The organism is Streptomyces sp. NPDC029159 (assembly GCF_055564055.1).
Window position 1 is genome coordinate 496989 of record NZ_JBVHWT010000002.1, and the last position, 14774, is coordinate 511762.

Here is a 14774-nt window from a genome sequence, read left to right on the forward strand (position 1 = left end):
GCGGTGGCCGCTCCGCCCACGGACGGGCAGGGCGGCGGTGTGTTCCCTCCGGCGTACCGGGCCGACCCGGCCGGTGGTGCGCTGAGCTGCCGCGATCCGATATGATCATGGTGCAACTTCGCCTCCGGGAACGGCGGGTGGAGCGTGCGTCCGTGGTCCAAGGAAAGACGCCCACCAACCGGTGGGAAATGTAGGTGCAAGGCCTGCCGGGCGCTCTGGACAAGGTCCCTTCCTCAGCCGAGGAGGGGACCTTTTTCGTGAGCCGACGGTCCATCGGGGGACAGGTCAGCCGAAGGGCACCCGCTCCAGCCAGAAGTCCACCAGCGCCGCGTCGCCCTCGACCGTCAGGCCGTCACCGGCGGCCGGACGGCGGCGGTAGAGCGCCAGCAGCAGTGCGGTGAGCGGGCCGCGGACGGTGGCGGCGGCCCGCTCGCGGGTGCGGCGCCGGACGATCGCGTCGCCGGTGAAGTCGACCAGCCAGGCGGCCGCCGCCTCCGGCGGTGCGTCGGTGGCCCGCAGCGCCACCGTGCGCCCGGGGCCGAGGAGGTCACGCATCGCGGGGTGGATGTCGAAGTGCATCGGCAGCGTCCCCAACTCCAGCCACTCCTCCACCCCGTCGAGGGCGACCGGGGCGTCGAGGGCGTACGGCACGCCCAGCGCGAGGAACGCATCGGCCCGGTGGATCGCCGTCTCGTGGACGAAGCGGCGGGCGTAGAACGCCGCCGTGCCGCCGGGAACCGGTGTCCACAACGGCGCTTCGGGCCCGGCCATCCGGAGCGTGGCGGCGAGTATCGCGGCGCCCTCCGTGAGCCACGGACCGAGGACGTCCGGGTCCTCGTGTGCGTACGGCGTCAGATCGCGGAAGTGCGCATCGGACGGCGGCGCCGAGGCACTGGTGCGGACGATCTCCGCGGCCCAGCGCTGGGCGCCCCCGAGATGGCGCAGCAGCTGCCCGGCGTTCCACCCCGGACAGGACGGCACCGGTGCGGTGAGGTCGGCACCGGTCAGCGCCGAGGCGAGCAGCCCGGTCTGGCTGACGATCTCGGCGCACCGGCTCTCGAAGGTCATCCGGTCGAAGCGCATCAAGCTCATGTCCTCCATGCGTTCACGGTAGGACCGGCCACTGACAACGCCCCCTCCCCGCGCCCGGACCGGAGGGTTCCGGGCCCCGGAGCTCGCACGGCGAACAGGCCCGGGACGCCCGGCTCACAGCTCCCGGCGCGCCTGCTCCGCCGTCGCCTCCGCCACGCGGACCCGGTACGTCCGTTCCCCGACCGTGCAGGTCAGCGCCGTGGGCACGGCGGCGTCCGGGGTGGCGGTGAGCCAGGCGTGCAGCGCGGACAGCACCGCCGCCTGGTCCGGGCGGACGATCCGCCCCGCCTCCTCGTACGGTTCGGTCCGCGCCGCCAGCAGGGGGCCGCCGCGGCGGCGCAGGACCGACAGCGACGGGGTGAGGACGGCGGCCACGGTGCGCCGTCCCGGGTACGCGGCGAACGCCTCGTCGATCCAGCCGGCCGTGGTCCACGCCGCGTCGCCCGGCCCGCCCCGGGCGCGGCGGAACAACAGCGCCGCACCCTGGGCCAGATGGACCCCGGCCGCGTCCTCCTCCACGGCGAGATGCCCGGCCGGGGCGTCGGGACCGTCGTCACCGGGGTGGTCCTCGGGATCGTGGTCCGCCGGGTGGCGCACCACGGAGACCGCCGTGCCGTCCACCCGGGTGCGTACCGCGCAGGCCGCCGGGAGCGGTGCGGCGGCGCGCGGTACGGGCAGCAGCCGGGGTGCGAGGGGTGTGGTGGGCGGCGTCAGGTCCAGGCAGGCGTAGAGCCGGGCGCGGAGCCGGGGCAGGGCGTTGCCCTGTTCGGCGAAGGCCGCCGCGGCGGCTTCGGTGACCCGCTCGGCGCGGTGCGTACGCAGGGCCTCGGCGATGTCCCCGGGCTTCTCGAAGACGGGGATCGCCGCGAGGAGACGGTCCATCGGGGTGCCGGGGATCAGCTCGTCGCCGCCGTCGCACACCGACAGCAGCGGGCGGCCCAGCGCCGCCGCGTACAGCGCCGTCGACCCGTGGTCGCACAGCACGGCATCGGCCGCCACCAGGACCGACGCCCACTCCTCGTACGGCGTGGCCATCGTCAGACCGGCGGCGAGGGCGGGCGCGAGCCGTTCGGTGAGTTCGTGGCGGCCCGCGCTGCTGTACGCGTTGGGGTGGATCAGCAGGGCCAACCGGTATTCGTCCAGCGGCAGTTCGCGGGCGAGGCGGGCGGGCAGCCCGGGATGCCGGGCGAGCAGCGACCGCGGGCCCCACGTCGAGGTGAGGGCGATCAGCCGGCGGCCGCCGGCGCCGAGCGCGGCGCGGTAGCGGTCGCGCAGGCCCCGGGAGGCGAGCAGCCGGTCCAGGGTGGGATCGCCGACGACCGCGGCGCGGGCGGCGGCCGCCGGGCTCCGGGCGGCGAGCCGGTCGATCTGCCCCGGGTGGGCGAGGGCGTGCAGCGTGGCCAGCGGGGTGCCGCCCCGCACCAGATAGGCGGCGTCGAGCCCGGACGCGGCGCGGTCCGAACCGTCGGAAGGCAGCGACTTGTTGAACCCGGCGCCGTGCGGCAGCAGCGCGAGCGGCCCGCGCAGCCGGTGCAGATCGCCCTTGGGGCTGGCCGCGAGCGTCAGGTCGTAGGGGGTGCCGAGGGCCTCGCTCCAGGGGACGGTGCGGGCCCCGGCGGCCTCCAGTGCCGCGAGCGCGTCGGTGGAGAAGTCCGAGCCGGGGACGAGGGAGAAGACCCGGGTGATGCGGTGGTCACCGGCGAAGACCGGGAGGATGTCGAGGAGGCGGTGCAGCGCCACCGCGGAACGCGCCGCGAAGAGCACGGTCCGTGCGGTCTCCGCCGTCCGCCGCCCTTCGGATAAGGCGTGGCCCGCCGGCCGGAGCGCGTCACCGCCGGGGCGGACGGGCTCGGGCGGGAACGACGGCATGCGGAAGAGCGTACTCGGCGCCCGCCGCCGCCCCGCCGCCCGGTGCGGGCAATCGGGGCGGCGGTGGAGGGCGTGCCCCTGTGGCCACGCCCTCCACCGGTACGGGGCCGGGCTCAGCCCTCCAGCACCGCGTACGCCGGAAGGGTCAGGAAATCGGCGTAGTCGGCATCGAGGGCGACCTGGAGCAGCAGGTCGTGCGCCTGCTGCCAGCGGCCCGTGGTGAACGCCTCCTCGCCGACCTCGGCCCGGATGTCGGCCAGCGCGGTGGCGGCGACGGAGCGCACCAGTTCGGCGGTGACCTTCTCGCCCGCGTGGTCGCCGTCCTCGAAGACGACGCCCGCGTCGACCCACTGCCAGATCTGCGAACGGGAGATCTCGGCGGTCGCCGCGTCCTCCATCAGGCCGAAGATCGCGACGGCGCCCAGGCCCCGCAGCCACGCCTCGATGTAGCGGGTGCCGACCTGCACGGCGTCGACCAGGCCCTGGTACGTCGGCTTCGCCTCCAGGGAGTCGATGGCGATCAGGTCGGCCGCCTTGACGTCGACGTCCTCGCGCAGCCGCTCCTTCTGGTTCGGCCGGTCGCCGAGGACCGCGTCGAACGAGGCGCGGGCGATCGGCACCAGGTCGGGGTGGGCGACCCAGGAGCCGTCGAAGCCGTCCCCGGCCTCGCGGTCCTTGTCGTTCGCCACCTTCGCCAGCGCCTTCTCGTTGGCCTCCGGGTCGCGGCGGTTGGGGATGAACGCGGCCATCCCGCCGATGGCGTGCGCACCGCGCTTGTGGCAGGTGCGGACGAGGAGTTCGGTGTACGCGCGCATGAACGGCGCGGTCATCGTCACGGCGTTGCGGTCCGGCAGCACGAACTTGGCGCCGCCGTCGCGGAAGTTCTTGACGATGGAGAAGAGGTAGTCCCAGCGGCCGGCGTTCAGCCCGGAGGCGTGGTCGCGCAGCTCGTAGAGGATCTCGTCCATCTCGTACGCGGCGGTGATGGTCTCGATGAGGACCGTGGCGCGGACGGTGCCCTGGGGGATGCCGACGTAGTCCTGGGCGAAGACGAAGATGTCGTTCCAGAGGCGGGCCTCCAGGTGCGACTCGGTCTTGGGCAGGTAGAAGTACGGGCCCTTGCCGAGGTCCAGGAGCCGCTGGGCGTTGCGGAAGAAGTACAGGCCGAAGTCGACCAGCGCACCGGGGACGGGCTTGCCGTCGACCGTCAGATGCCGCTCGTCGAGGTGCCAGCCGCGCGGCCGCATGACGACGGTCGCCAGCTCACCGGCGTCCTTGAGGGCGTACGACTTGCCCGAGCGCGGGTCGGTGAAGTCGATGCGGCGCTCGTAGGCGTCGGTGAGGTTGAGCTGGCCGCCGATGACGTTCTCCCAGGTGGGAGCGGAGGCGTCCTCGAAGTCGGCGAGCCAGACCTTGGCGCCGGAGTTCAGCGCGTTGATGGTCATCTTGCGGTCGGTCGGGCCGGTGATCTCCACCCGGCGGTCGTTGAGCGCGGCGGGCGGCTCGGCGACCCGCCAGGTGTCGTCCGCGCGGATGTGCGCGGTCTCGGGCAGGAAGTCGAGGGTGCTGGTCCGGGCGATCTCGGCGCGGCGCTCGGCACGCCGGGCGAGCAGCTCGTCGCGGCGCGGGGTGAACCGGTGGTGCAGCTCGGCCAGGAAGGCGAGCGCGGCGTCGGTGAGGACCTCGTCCTGACGCGCGGGCACGCGCGCGGGGTCGACATCGGCGAGGGCCAGCGGGGACGGCGCTGGTGCGGACATGAGCTGTCACTCCATTCAGCGGCGGTGCCGAGCGGCCGCCGGGAGGCCACGTGGCACGGGGTGCCGCGGGGCCGGACGTACGGTCGCGGGCGCCGTTCGGGTTCAGGGCGCTTCTGACCAGTGGAGACTAGTTTCCTTATCGCGGAAGTTCAATCGTTTGTTGATGTCGAGATTCTCCGGGTCGACAGAAGCGGGCCCGTGGTGGCTCCGGGTGCCATGCCGCGAGCGGGGTGGGCGAGCGGGTGCGGGCGGGGGTGCGGCTTGTTTTCAGGGAGGGAGCCTGAAGGTTCCGGCGCGGCCGGGGCGCCCGCCTTCAGGAAGGGTTCCTGAAAGTTCCCCGCGCGGTGCCCGCCCCTCGGCCCCGGCCGAGACCGTCCCGCGCCCGCCTCAACTCCCTTCCCTCCCACTGCTGTTCACCCGAGGAGGTGCAGATCCTCCGGGGTGTCGATGTCGTACGCCGCCGCGATGTCCGCGCACTCGACGAGGGTCAGTGCGGCGGCGTGGTGGCGGAGGTAGGCGCGGGCGCCGCGGTCGCCTTCGGCGGTCGCGGCGATCTCCGCCCACCGGTCCGCGCCGAAGAGCACCGGATGCCCGCGCCGCCCCTCGTACGCGGCTGCCGCCAGCGCGTCCGGACCGTCGTACGCCGCGGCGACCCGCGCCACCGCCTCCGGGCCGATGCCCGGCTGGTCGACCAGCATGACGAGCGCCGCACCGCACCCCGAACCGGCGAGCGCGGCCAGGCCCGTCCGCAGGGATGAGCCCATCCCGGAGGCCCAGTCGGGGTTGGTGTGCACGGCGCAGCCGGAGAGGTCCGCGCGGGCCCGCACCTCGGACGCCGCGGCGCCCAGGACGAGGTGGACGGGGCCGCAGCCGCCCTCCCGCAGCACCCGCGCCGCATGCTCCACCAGCGGCCGGCCGCGGAACTCCAGCAATGCCTTCGGGCGCCCGCCCAGCCGCCGCCCGCCCCCGGCGGCGAGCAGCACTCCCGCGACCTCCCCGGGGCGGGGCGGGCGTCCCGGGGCCGGTGCCGTGGTGGACGGGTGCGGTGTCGATGTCATGGGGGAGTGCATACCCCATGACATCGTGTCCCGGAGCCGCACCCCGGGGCCGGGCGCCGCCCGCCGGTGCCGCACCGGCTCGCGATGCCCCTTCCGCGTCCGGCCCCTTCCGGGCTGGGCCGGTTCGCCCGGCGTCAGCCCGCGTCGCCCGCCGTACGCGGACGGGGGATCCACGGCCGCAGGGCGCCGCGGACACCGTGTGTACGCTGCTCCGCGAGGCGGCGCTCGGTGACGTACCGGTGCATGTGCTCGACGGTGATCTCCGAGGCGTCCGCGAGGCCGTAGGCGCGGCAGATCAGTTGGACCACGCTGGTGTGGCTCCGGTCGGGGGCCACTTCGTGGCCGTGCTCCGGCTCGGGGTCGCTGTACGGGTCGCGTTGAGAGTCCATCGCGTTCTCCGATTCTGGGATATACCGGATATGCCCGGAAGGATGCTGCTCCGTCCCGGCGTCCCGTACGCCTGTCCCGGCGGACGCTCACGCGGAAGGCGGGGAGGGGGAGCAGATGTGCGGAGGAATGGTCCGGCCCCTACGGGGAAGCCTGGAGGGTTCTCCGGGGCGCACTGCGCAGGCCGCGCGCCGTGCGCGACGGCGCGCGGCGGGTGGTTCGCGGCATCCTCGCGCTCCGCCGAACGGGTCCGATTCCGCGGTGGCGCGCTCGCTCGCCCGAGGTGAGGAGCTCGACGGATCGCGTCCCGCATATGGCGCATCCGGCGCGCCGTGGCGTTAACTGTCCGGCATTGTCGAACGCTCAACTTCCTTGGAGGGCGCCGTCGTCGTGGAGCAGAGACAAAGGGGGCGCGGAGGTCCGGGTGTGGCCGGGGTCGATCCGCGGAGGTACGAACTGCGCACCGCGGTGGCCCGGCTCCGCCGCGAACTGGCCCTGTTGTCCTACGAGTTACCGGACCGTGCGGTGGCCGACGATGAGCTGGCCGCCCTGGACGCGATGGTCCGTGAAGGTCTGCCCGAGGTGCCCCGGCTGCGCCGCTCACTGCTGCTGATCGCCGGCGCCGTCGGATCCGTCAGCGCCCTGTCGCCCGCATGGGCCGATGTCCGCGCGGGCGTCGAGCGGTTCTGCGGGCCATCCGGGCGCCGCTGAGGCACCGGCTCAGGAGTGCGCGCACCGGAGGGTGGCCGGGGCGCGCACCCCGGAAAACGACCGGCCCCGGGGCATCCACCCCGGGGCCGGTCCCCGTATGCCACGGGCCGACCGGCGAACCGGGACCCGTGGCACATACGGGAAGGAGTGCTCAGGCCGGTGTCTGATTCGCCAGGGCCACCGACAGCTGGGCGGCGACCTCCTGGAGGACCGGCACGATCTTCTCCGTCGACGCCTCGGTGACCCGGCCGGTCGGCCCGGAGATGGAGATTGCCGCGGAGGTGGGGGAGTCGGGGACCGGGACCGCGAAGCAGCGGACGCCGATCTCCTGCTCGTTGTCGTCGACCGCGTAGCCCAGGCGCCGGACCTCGGCGAGCGCGTCGAGGAAGGCGTCCGGGTCGGTGATCGTCTTCTCTGTCGCCGCGGGCATACCGGTCCGTCCGAGCAGCGCCCGGACCTCCTCCGGCGGGTGTCCGGCGAGCAGTGCCTTGCCGACGCCGGTGGAGTGCGGCAGGACCCGCCGGCCGACCTCGGTGAACATCCGCACGGCGTGCCGGGAGGGGACCTGCGCGACGTAGACGATCTCGTCGCCGTCGAGCAGCGCCATGTTGGCGGTCTCGCCGGTCTCCTCGACCAGCCGGGCCAGGAACGGCCGCGCCCAGGTGCCGAGCAGCCGCGAGGCGCTCTCGCCGAGGCGGATCAGACGGGGGCCCAGCGCATACCGGCGGTTGGGCTGCTGACGGACGTAACCGCAGGCCACGAGGGTGCGCATCAGGCGGTGGATGGTGGGCAGCGGGAGGCCGCTGCTGGCGGACAGCTCGCTGAGGCCGACCTCGCCCCCGGCGTCGGCCATCCGCTCCAGCAGATCGAAGGCGCGCTCGAGGGACTGGACGCCGCCGCTCGCGCCCGCGGGCTTGGCATCGGCGGCGGAGGTGCTGGCGCTGGACGGCGGCACGTCGCTTTCCTTTCGGGGCGGAGGGGTCGGTCTCGGCTGGTACGGGCGCCGGGCCCGACCGGTGCAGCCTACCGGTCCCGTTTCCCGGACACACGGCGTATCGCACAGTCGTTCGCGCCGGTCAGCGCCTCGGTCACGGAAGTCCGGCCGGGCCGGCGATCTCGCGTCCGGGATCCCTTGACCTGGTCGGCGGCCCTGGTTACGTTCTGCTTCTCGAAACTTATTATCCATTTGGCGGAATCATCTAGCCGTGTGAAGAGGTTTTCCGCTCTCCCGTCGCGAGGGTCGGCGCGCGGCTCCCCGGGCGGTGTCCGCGGGGCCCGGAAGGGTCTTGACGGGTCCGGGCCCGCCGGTGAAACTCCTTCAACAGTCTGTTGAAGACCTGGTGAGCGCCGATGTGCGGCCCGGCCGTCCGGCTCCGCGACCGGTCGTCGACGACACGGAGCACGAGAGACGAGGAGGGGACCGGGTGTCCGAAGTAGAGCTGGTGCTGCGCAGCACGCGCGTCATCACCCCGGAGGGGACGCGCGCCGCGTCCGTCGCCGTCAGCGGCGGGACGATCGCGGCGGTCCTGCCGCACGACGCCGCGGTGCCGGACGGCGCCCGGGTCGAGGACTTCGGCGACGACGTCCTGCTGCCCGGCCTGGTGGACACCCACGTACACGTCAACGACCCCGGGCGCACCGAGTGGGAGGGCTTCTGGACCGCCACCCGCGCGGCCGCCGCGGGCGGCATCACCACGCTCGTGGACATGCCCCTCAACAGCCTCCCGCCGACCACCACCACCGCCCACCTCGACACCAAGCGCGAGGTCGCCGCCGCCAAGGCCCATATCGACGTCGGCTTCTGGGGCGGCGCGATCCCCGGCAACGTCAAGGACCTGCGCCCGCTCCACGACGCCGGGGTCTTCGGCTTCAAGTGCTTCCTGTCGCCCTCCGGCGTGGACGAGTTCCCCGAGCTGGACCAGGAACAGCTGGTCCTCGCCCTGGAGGAGATCGCCGGCTTCGGCGGCCTGCTGATCGTGCACGCCGAGGATCCGCACCACCTGGACGCGGCGCCCGTGCCCAGCGGCCCCAGGTACGCCGACTTCCTCGCCTCCCGCCCCCGCGTCTGCGAGGACGACGCCATCGCCGCCCTGATCGCGCTCGCCCGGCGGCTGCACGCCCGGGTGCACGTCCTGCACCTCTCCTCCGCCGACGCGCTGCCGCTGATCGCCGCGGCCAAGGCCGAGGGCGTCCGGATCACCGTCGAGTCCTGCCCGCACTTCCTGACCCTGACCGCCGAGGAGATCCCCGACGGCGCCACGGAGTTCAAGTGCTGCCCGCCGATCCGCGAGGGCGCCAACCAGGACGCGCTCTGGCAGGGCCTGGCGGACGGCACGATCGACTGCATCGTCTCCGACCACTCGCCGTCCACCGCCGACCTCAAGACCGCCGACTTCGGCGCCGCCTGGGGCGGTATCTCCTCCCTCCAGCTGGGCCTGCCCGCCATCTGGACGGCGGCCCGCGCCCGCGGCCACTCCCTGGAGGACGTGGTCCGCTGGATGGCCACCGCCCCCGCCGCGCTGGTCGGCCTCGGACGGAAGGGCGCCATCGAGGCGGGCCGGGACGCCGACTTCGCGGTCCTCGCGCCCGACGAGACGTTCACCGTCGATCCGGCCGCCCTCCAGCACCGCAACAAGATCACCGCGTACGCCGGGAAGACCCTGCACGGCGTGGTGCGCTCCACCTGGCTGCGCGGCCACAAGATCAACGACGGCGCCACCCTCGCCGCGCCCACCGGGCAACTCCTCACCCGCCCCTAGGGGGACCCACCGCCGCCCGGCCGCACCGGCGGCCGGGCGCCGCTCAGCCTTCCAGCGCGTCCCAGAACATCAGCTCGTACGCCTGGAGGAGCCGGCCGTGCCGGTGTGCCTCCAGCGGCCGGGCCTGGCCGGTCTCCAGCCCGTGCGCGACGGCCGCCAGGGCCCGCCGGTCCAGTTCCGGCGACGGCGCGGCGAAGAGGTCGAAGAACCCGCACGCCGCCTCCGGGAGGCCGTAGTGCTCCCGCATCGCGCCGCCCACCCGGGCGCAGTAAGCACCCCAGGCGGCGATGTTCGCGGTCACCGCGATCACCACATCGACCGGCTCCACACCGAGCGCCAGCCGCGCCACGTACGAGGGGTACGCCTGGCAGCCGGGCCGCGGCTCGTAGCCGTCGACGGTGGACGGGGCGATCTCCAGCGCCTCGGTCAGCTCCGCCAGCCGCTCCAGGGCGACCGTCTCGCCGTCCGCGAGGAGCTCGAAGAAGGCGGCGACCGGCGGATCGGCATCGGCCCGGTGCGTCAGATGGCGGAGACTGAGCCGGTCCGAGGTGATCACCCGGTGCTGTTCCAGCGCGAACGTGGTGAACACCGTGCGCGGCGCCTGCCCGGCGGCGATCCGCTCGACCGTCCGGTTCGCGCCGGAGTCCGGGGCGAGGGCGCGTACGGCGGCGTCGAGCACGGCGTCCGCGGTCGGCCGGGGCGCGGTGTCGGCGGGTCGGACCATGGCGGGATCTCCTCCGGTACGGGACGGCCGCCCACGGCGCCGCACCGTGCGCGGCACGCGGCCCGGCGGCCGAGGTGTGCTCTCAGCGTGCGGGCCCGGCACCGGGCGGCCCGCCGACGCGCCGGGAGGGCCGGGGGAGCACCGCCCGCACGGGCCCGCCCGGCCCTCCCGGGGCCCCGGTGGCGTCAGCGCGTCTTGGCGGCGAAGACCAGCACGCTCATGAACGCCAGCAGCACATGCGTCGCCACGACGTAGATGAACACCCGCACGTAGAGCCCGCGCGGCGGCTTGTTCTCGACGTACTTCCGTTCGCTCGCGGGCGGCGGCGCGACGGCGTCGGAGTCGGCGGGCGTCCCGGGGACGGCAGGGGTGGAGTGGTCGGGCACGGCGTTCGTCCTTCCCTCACGAAGCGGTGCGGTGCGCGGCGGCTCCGCGGCACCGAAAGCGGTGGGCGGTCTCACAGGCCGCGTCGTGGGGTGTCGTCCCCCAGGCACAGCTCGGCGGCGCCGCTCTGCAACAGCGTGTGGACGAAGAGCATCTCGGCGCCGGCCCGGGTGGCCGCGGCGATGCGGTGCGGGGTCAGCGAATCGAAGTGCGCCGCGTCACCCGGGCCGAGCAGATGCACCGCCTCGCCGAGCGTCAGCCGCAGCTGCCCGGTGAGGACGTACAGCCACTCCTCGCCCGGGTGCACCCGCACCAGATCGCCCTGCGCCCGCTGCGGTACGTGCACCCGGAGCGCCTGCATGGCCCGGCCGGCGCCGCCGACCGTCCAGTACGTCCAGCCCCCGGCCTCCGACGGCTCGGTCCGGCCGGCCCGCATGATCGGGTCCCGCTCCGGAGCGGTCTCGCCGAGAAGGTCGGATACCGTGGTTCCGTACGTGCGTGCCAGCGCGAGCAGCATCGGCAGCGAGGGCTGCCGGCGATTGGTCTCCAGCCGGGACAGGTGCGCGGGCGACAGCCCGACCCGCCGGGCGGCCGTCTCCAGCGTCAGCCCGCTGCGGCGCCGCAGATCGCGCAGCCGGGGCGCGACGGTGGGCAGCTCCGCCGCCTCTGCGGGGGCGTCCTGCGGGGTCTCGGTCATGTACTCGGTATAGCCAGCCTTGACCTCAGAGGCAAAAGTTTTGCCAGAGAGGCAAAGTCCGGCGGCTCGTTCTCCTCACCCCTCCCTCGATCGTTCCGCGGGCTTCGCGGGGTTCCCGGCTGCCGGTGGAGGGGCCGGGGCGATGCGTCCGCGAGGGAATCGGCGGGCGATGCGGGGAGTAGTAACGGCCGCCCGGCGTGTGGGAGTCGGGTGGAGGTGACGGTGTCTCAGGGGTGCAGGGAACGGCAAGGGGGCGTGGACGTGGCCGTGTTGCGCCGTTCGGGGGATCCTTGTGAACGACCGGGAAACTTCCGCTCCTTGGCATTGACAGGGTCATGTCTACGCGCGTCATGCTTGGGGGCATGAGAATCCCCCCACGGATCACCCGGATCGGCGCCGCGGGCGCCCTCGCATCGGCCCTTCTCCTCGGTGGCACCGCCGTCGCGGCCACCCCGAGCACCGCCACGGCGCACGCGGCGGTCTCCGCGCAGCACGTGCAGGCGGCGAGCGTCGGCAAGATCTGCCAGTCGAAGCTGCCCGCCGAGGCCCACGACACCCTCGACCTGATCGCCAAGGGCGGCCCCTACCCGTATCCGAAGGACGGCACGGTCTTCTCGAACCGCGAGGGGATACTGCCGCAGCAGAGCTCCGGCTACTACCACGAATTCACCGTTGTCACCCCGGGCTCCCCGGACCGCGGCGCGCGCCGCATCGTGACCGGTGAGAAGAAGCAGGAGGACTACTACACCTCCGACCACTACGCGACCTTCAACCTCGTCGACTTCGGCTGCTGAGCCGGCGCCCGGTACCCACCGGGCACAGACGGCGGCCGGGATGCTGCGGGCATCCCGGCCGCCGTTCGCGTTGTCCGGGGTCTGCGGGCGGGGGTGGAGGTGCCCCTGCCGCCCCTGTTTCCCCTGCCGCCCATCCCTCTCTGTCCCTGTCCTGTAACCGTTGCGGGCGGTTCCCGTCTGCGTGGCGGGCCGGCGTCCGAGGTCAGAGTGGTCGCGGTGAGTTGCCGTGCGGGTAACCCTGAAAGATCCCTGGGATGTCGCCGCTTCAGGGACGTACGGTGGCCCCCCGCGGGAGAATTGTCAGTGGCTGCCGGTAGCGTTCCGGTCGAATCAAGAAATGACCGGGCATCGGTGGTAATACTCCGACCTGTCGCGGGTCGCCCGCGCGCGGAGACCGCCGCACCGGCCGCGGCCGGGTGGCACGGTCGTTCATGGACGAGGAAAGGGCGGCGAACTGCCGTGTATCGCTGGGAGATCACCCGGGCCGCGCTGGCGCAGCGGGTCTTCGCCATCGTGCGCAGCACGACGTACGACGAGGCGAGCGCCACCGCCGACACCCTGCTGTCGGCAGGCGTCACCACCTTGGAGATATCCCTGACCACACCGTTCGCGCTGGAGGCCGTCACCACGCTCACCCGTGAGCTGGGCGAGGACGCGGTCATCGGCGCCGGGACGGTCCTTGACGCGGTGTCGGCCCGGATGGCGGTCGACGCCGGGGCCCGCTTCCTGTCCTCGCCGAGCCTGGACGAGGAGGTGATCCGTACGGGCCACCGCTACGGCATCCCCGTCTTCCCCGGTGTCGCCACCCCGACCGAGATGGTCCGCGCCCTGGAGCTGGGCGCCGACGCGCTCAAGGTCTTCCCCGCGGCGGAGCGCCGGCCGTCCTGGCTCGGCGAGATCCGCGCCGCCCTGCCGCAGGCGCCGCTGCTCCCGGTGGGCGGGTTGAGCGTGGAGAGCGCGCCCGAGTGGATCGCGGCGGGCGCGGTGGCCGTCGGCCTCGGCTCCGCCCTCTCGGACGGCGACCGCGACACCGTCACCAAGCGCGCCTCCGCCCTGCTGTCCCGGCTCGCGGAGGCCGCCTCGGACACCCCGGTCCCGGAGGGCGCGATGGAGTTCTACGAATACTGAGGGCGGCGAGGGCGTCCCCCGTGTGCTGAGGGGAGTGACCGGACGCTCGTCGTTCCGGGGCCGGTTCGGTCCGGTGCGGCGAGCGCCCGGGGCGCCGCGGTCGGCGGTGGGTGGTTCACGTCCAGACGACGCACCCCTGTCGCTCCAGCGCCGTCACCAGCGGGTGGTCGTGTGCGACGGCGTTCCACCGCAGGTCCAGCTTCTCCAGCGCGGGCAGGCGGACGACCCACCCCGGGAGCTGCCCGAGGCGGTTGCTCCGCAGGTCGAGATGGCGCAGGCGCGGCAGTTCCGCCAGCGCCTCGGGCAGTTCGGTGAGGGCGTTCTCCCGCAGGTCCAGATGGCGCAGATCGTGCAGCCCGGCGACCGACGGTGGCAGCCGGGTGAGGGCATTGCCGCGTAGCCACAGTTCCCGCAGCCGGTGCAGCCGGCCGATCGTGCCGGGCAGTGCGGTGAGCCGGTTGTGGTGCCGATGGTCTCCGGCAGGGCGGTGAGGAGGTTCTCGCCGACGTTGAGGTAGCGCAGCCGCGTCAACCGGCCCAGCCGGTCGGGGAGCCGGGACAGCTTGTTGTCGTGGAGGTAGAGGCAGCCGTCCAGCCCGGTCAGCGCGCCGAGTGCGTCCGGCAGCGAGGTGAGGGCGTTGTGCCCCAGATCCAGGGTACGGAGCCGCCGCAGTCGTCCGATCTCCGCCGGGAGGGCGGTGAGCCCGGTGTCGGCGAGGATCAGTACGCGGAGGTCGGTCCGGTCCCAGACGGATGCGGGGACGGTTCCGAGCGGTTGGCGCCACAGGTTCAGGGTGTGCGGTGCGGTCATCTGTCCTCGGGGTCTCGGTCGTGTCTCCTCGTCGGACGCGATGACGATCAACCGGCCACCAGACCCGGCAAACCGCCCTCCTTCGCGACCCGTTCCAGCTCGTCCAGGGCGGAGAGGGCCCGGCGGGCCGCTTCCGGGTCGCGGGCGGCGAGGCCGCTCGCGGCGAACTCGTCCTCGTCGAGGCGGAGCACCTGGGAGCCGTCCGCCGACACCCACAGGTCGAGGTCCAGGTCCTCGACCGTCAGCTCCGCCGGGCCCGGGGCGCCGGCGCGGAGCACGGCGGGGCGGGTGATGTCGCAGTACCAGCCCTTGAGCGTCCCCCGGCCGTCGCGTACCTCCTTGACGGCGTACCAGCGGTCGCGCCAGTAGTGCTCGGTGAACTCGTCGCCGGGCTCGAAGCGGACGAAGCCGAAGTCGCGGACCCCGGGCGCCGCCCAGGCGGCCAGGACCGAGATCCGGGAGCCGTCGTCCGCCAGCACCTCGGCCGGATACCGGATCTTGGTCCGTCCGGCCTTGGTCAGCACCACGTCCAGCTGCTGGGGCATCGCACTCTCTCCACTCTCTCGCGAAGCGCTCGTTCGGCAAGTACGGCTCAGTGTGGCGG

At 73.7% G+C, this 14774-nt stretch carries 15 protein-coding genes and 1 pseudogene; 4 read left to right on the forward strand and 12 right to left on the reverse strand.

Annotation, left to right across the window (positions count from 1 at the left end):
- Nucleotides 1-285 precede the first annotated feature (285 nt).
- The 5 genes from ACZ4U4_RS06360 to ACZ4U4_RS06380 all read right to left on the reverse strand — a co-directional run bounded on the left by ACZ4U4_RS06360 (nt 286) and on the right by ACZ4U4_RS06380 (nt 6165).
- Entirely contained in the window at nt 286-1101 is an 816-nt protein-coding gene (locus tag ACZ4U4_RS06360) for a maleylpyruvate isomerase family mycothiol-dependent enzyme (RefSeq protein ID WP_467869510.1), read from the reverse strand.
- Between the two features lie 105 nt (nt 1102-1206).
- Nucleotides 1207-2961, reverse strand: coding sequence for a translation initiation factor 2 (locus tag ACZ4U4_RS06365; protein ID WP_467869512.1), 1755 nt, complete (start codon nt 2959-2961; stop codon nt 1207-1209).
- A gap of 113 nt (nt 2962-3074) precedes the next feature.
- Complete coding sequence (gene aceB / locus ACZ4U4_RS06370) at nt 3075-4718, reverse strand: malate synthase A (RefSeq protein WP_467869514.1); 1644 nt, start codon at nt 4716-4718, stop codon at nt 3075-3077.
- Nucleotides 4719-5131: 413 nt separating this feature from the next.
- Entirely contained in the window at nt 5132-5776 is a 645-nt protein-coding gene (locus tag ACZ4U4_RS06375) for a nucleotidyltransferase family protein (RefSeq protein ID WP_467869516.1), read from the reverse strand.
- Nucleotides 5777-5910: 134 nt separating this feature from the next.
- On the reverse strand, nt 5911-6165 hold the full coding sequence (locus tag ACZ4U4_RS06380) for a hypothetical protein (RefSeq protein ID WP_467869518.1): 255 nt from the start codon (nt 6163-6165) through the stop codon (nt 5911-5913).
- A 424-nt stretch (nt 6166-6589) separates the two neighbouring features.
- Between ACZ4U4_RS06380 and ACZ4U4_RS06385 the strand changes: the two genes are divergently transcribed.
- The gene (locus ACZ4U4_RS06385; protein WP_467869520.1) at nt 6590-6874 is read left to right on the forward strand and encodes a DUF5955 family protein; all 285 of its coding nucleotides are present in this window, start codon (nt 6590-6592) and stop codon (nt 6872-6874) included.
- A gap of 151 nt (nt 6875-7025) precedes the next feature.
- Here the strand turns inward: ACZ4U4_RS06385 and ACZ4U4_RS06390 are convergent, their stop codons facing one another.
- On the reverse strand, nt 7026-7829 hold the full coding sequence (locus ACZ4U4_RS06390) for an IclR family transcriptional regulator (RefSeq protein ID WP_467869522.1): 804 nt from the start codon (nt 7827-7829) through the stop codon (nt 7026-7028).
- A gap of 469 nt (nt 7830-8298) precedes the next feature.
- Between ACZ4U4_RS06390 and allB the strand changes: the two genes are divergently transcribed.
- Entirely contained in the window at nt 8299-9633 is a 1335-nt protein-coding gene (gene allB, locus ACZ4U4_RS06395; RefSeq protein WP_467869524.1) for an allantoinase AllB, read from the forward strand.
- A gap of 43 nt (nt 9634-9676) precedes the next feature.
- On the opposite strand, the gene ACZ4U4_RS06400 is transcribed toward allB, so the two are convergent.
- From ACZ4U4_RS06400 to ACZ4U4_RS06410, 3 genes are all read right to left on the reverse strand, one after another.
- On the reverse strand, nt 9677-10357 hold the full coding sequence (locus ACZ4U4_RS06400) for a thiaminase II/PqqC family protein (protein ID WP_467869526.1): 681 nt from the start codon (nt 10355-10357) through the stop codon (nt 9677-9679).
- 185 nt (nt 10358-10542) lie between these two features.
- The gene (locus ACZ4U4_RS06405) at nt 10543-10743 is read right to left on the reverse strand and encodes a DUF6126 family protein (protein WP_467869528.1); all 201 of its coding nucleotides are present in this window, start codon (nt 10741-10743) and stop codon (nt 10543-10545) included.
- Between the two features lie 71 nt (nt 10744-10814).
- Nucleotides 10815-11438, reverse strand: coding sequence for a helix-turn-helix domain-containing protein (locus ACZ4U4_RS06410; protein ID WP_467869530.1), 624 nt, complete (start codon nt 11436-11438; stop codon nt 10815-10817).
- Nucleotides 11439-11800: 362 nt separating this feature from the next.
- On the opposite strand from ACZ4U4_RS06410, the gene ACZ4U4_RS06415 reads away from it, so the two are divergent.
- Together ACZ4U4_RS06415 and ACZ4U4_RS06420 are read left to right on the forward strand one after the other, a co-directional pair.
- Nucleotides 11801-12232 (forward strand): ribonuclease, encoded by a 432-nt coding sequence (locus tag ACZ4U4_RS06415; protein WP_467869532.1) that lies wholly within the window; start codon nt 11801-11803, stop codon nt 12230-12232.
- 459 nt (nt 12233-12691) lie between these two features.
- Nucleotides 12692-13360 (forward strand): bifunctional 4-hydroxy-2-oxoglutarate aldolase/2-dehydro-3-deoxy-phosphogluconate aldolase, encoded by a 669-nt coding sequence (locus tag ACZ4U4_RS06420; RefSeq protein WP_467869534.1) that lies wholly within the window; start codon nt 12692-12694, stop codon nt 13358-13360.
- A 115-nt stretch (nt 13361-13475) separates the two neighbouring features.
- On the opposite strand, the gene ACZ4U4_RS06425 is transcribed toward ACZ4U4_RS06420, so the two are convergent.
- The 3 genes and pseudogenes from ACZ4U4_RS06425 to ACZ4U4_RS06435 form a co-directional block, all read right to left on the reverse strand.
- Entirely contained in the window at nt 13476-13946 is a 471-nt protein-coding gene (locus ACZ4U4_RS06425; protein ID WP_467869798.1) for a leucine-rich repeat domain-containing protein, read from the reverse strand.
- A pseudogene (locus ACZ4U4_RS06430) lies at nt 13925-14170 on the reverse strand (leucine-rich repeat domain-containing protein); the annotation flags it as partial. The gene ACZ4U4_RS06425 and the pseudogene ACZ4U4_RS06430, both read right to left, overlap by 22 nt.
- Nucleotides 14171-14217: 47 nt before the next feature.
- Entirely contained in the window at nt 14218-14715 is a 498-nt protein-coding gene (locus tag ACZ4U4_RS06435; RefSeq protein ID WP_467869536.1) for a ribonuclease FAU-1 family protein, read from the reverse strand.
- Between the last annotated feature and the right edge of the window lie 59 nt (nt 14716-14774).